Origin of the sequence: Lachnoclostridium sp. An138 (assembly GCF_002160765.1) — a bacterium.
Taxonomy (GTDB): Bacteria; Bacillota; Clostridia; order Lachnospirales; family Lachnospiraceae; genus Laedolimicola; species Laedolimicola faecalis.
This window is the reverse complement of sequence record NZ_NFLF01000049.1, coordinates 1-2,333: the sequence shown is the minus strand read 5'-3', so window position 1 is coordinate 2,333 and position 2,333 is coordinate 1. Positions and strand designations below refer to the sequence as shown.

Annotated in this window: 1 protein-coding gene; it reads right to left on the bottom strand. The window is 39.5% G+C overall.

The annotated features are described in order from the left end of the window. Nucleotides 1–209: 209 nt before the first annotated feature. A complete protein-coding gene (locus B5E82_RS17710) occupies nt 210–1,964 on the bottom strand; it encodes an IS1634 family transposase (protein ID WP_087308838.1) in 1,755 nt (584 codons plus the stop codon). Nucleotides 1,965–2,333 lie beyond the last annotated feature (369 nt).

The following is a 2,333-nucleotide window of genomic DNA, read 5'->3' as shown; positions in this document are numbered from 1 at the left end:
CTTCCTTTCAAAAATTTATCTTTTTTGTTTTATTATATCTATGAGAATCCCTGTATTCATTAGCTTTTTTTGCTGAGACGTTTAAATAAATTGACAATCTTTCTCTGATTTTCTATAATCCCGTCTTTGACACTTTGAAGAAGAATAAACAGCCATAAAGCCTAAAAATGCAGGCTTTATGGCTGTTTCGGCGTTTGCATCGATATGTACTATATTTTTTCTTTGGAGTGAGCTGCCTTTTTTGTGTTTGATATAATGCTCCGCATGGAACTTTTGGTTATGAATTCGAAGTCTGTTCTAAATTTAAATGTATTGTGAAGAGCATCTGTCAGTTTTGTCCGTTTATAAGCCGGTATATACCCGCTATCCTTGCTCAACAGTGTCATATTCATTTCACGTAGAGTTTCCAGGATCTGATTGCAGGTAAATTCCTCTCCAAGCTTCTTCTCCAGTAATCTATATACTAAAAGGCTGATGTAGCAGGTTAGAAAATGTGCTTTGATGCGGTCATCTCTCTGCACATAAACAGGTCTGGCTTCAAAATCTGATTTCATGATTCGAAAATTCTCTTCAATCTCCCAGCGTCGTTTGTTGATTTTGATGATCTCAGAAGGATCATCTTCCAGGTTGGTTACGACAGCATAGAATCCGTCATACATGGCTTCTTCCCGGATGCGTTCTTCATCCAGGGCATACAACGCTTGATCGGCAATCTCGCCATCGGGTGTGACAGAAGTTTTATGGATGAATCGTGCCGGATCGTTCTGGTTCTTCCCACGTCTGCATTTTCCGGGTCCCTGTATCATCTTCATTGCGCGCTCTACCTGGCGTCCCCGAATCTTCTGCTGATAGGCCTTGTATTTCGGTGAATATGTTACGATGATCGTCTCATTCATACTTCCGGTCACAAGAGGGACTTCCTTGTAATAGATGGTATGAAATACTTCAGGGTCTGTTTCATCCAGTGTCCTGAGATCGATCATCTTGTTGGAACCGGGGAGCCTGAATTGAGTAGGGTTCAGAGCAATCTCACGATCTTCCTGTTTCATTTTCTTCAGGGAGTACGTGATCACATAAGAACGGTTGCCAAAGCTGTTAAGAAAACGATTCTTTACACTGCCCAAACCGGCATCAGAGCAGAAGATGAATTCGCTGCAATCGAAATCCTTTATTACCTTTGTTTCTAATGGCTTCAGTGTGAGTTGTTCATTCTGATTGCCGGGGAAGATATCAAAAGCAAGAGGAATACCGTCGGCATCCATAAAAAGCCCCATAGTGACGATGGGATTGGGCCGGTGTTCTTTGTTTTTACCATACTTTTTATCTCCGCTTTCTTCCTCAATCTCGAAATAATAATTCGTACAGTCGTAATACAAGATTTTTGTGTTACGGTGATGGACAAAGTTAGAATTCCGATAAAGTTCTTCCTGAATGTAATCTGACTCTTCTGCCATAACAGAAAGAGCGCGGTAAACATTCTGCAATGAATACTTAGGTGGCTCCAAAAGAGAATGACAGAATGAATAACTGCTCATCTTGCTGGAAGGTGCAAGTATTCGTGCATAGATCAGATCGGTGAGGATTGCATGAATGTCATACGTGAACCTATGACGGTTGCGAATGTTTCTGCAGATGTTGTCAAAACGCAGTTCAGAGCACAGCTGCTGCAAAAAAAGATATCCGACATTAAATAAGCGTTCCTCCTCCAAAGGGATACGGGCTACTTGAGAGAACGTAACCGATATCTGTTCTTTTTGCTGGTTGTAGAGAGTGGTTTCCTTTGCAGCTTCAGCTCTTGCCCACTCCATCATTTTTTCTTCATTGCCGGAGAACTTTTGTAAAAGTTCATTATATTTCCCCAGTTTCTTATAGATACGGGAAGAGGGTTTGCCGTTTGCCTTCCTGAAAGATTGGTAAATATAAACATCTTTATTGTTTTTACTACCGGTGATGTTTACGTACATAATGCATGCCTCCTTCTTCTTATTATAACACACAATTACAGACAAGTACAGATAAAATCATAAAATTTGACAAAAAAATAAGCCACAAATGGCTTAAACAAAGGGTTTTTTAAAGATGAATAAAAAAAACAAGTGTCAAAGACCCGTCTTTTTTCCAGGAACATGGGATTTTTGTCCGGTTCTCCCACCTCGTAGGTAGGAATCACAATCCTCTCTTCCCAGATTTTTACTTCACCCATTTTCACGTATCCTTCCTTTCAAAAATTTATCTTTTTTGTTTTATTATATCTATGAGAATCCCTGTATTCATTAGCTTTTTTTGCTGAGACGTTTAAATAAATTGACAATCTTTCTCTGATTTTCTATAAT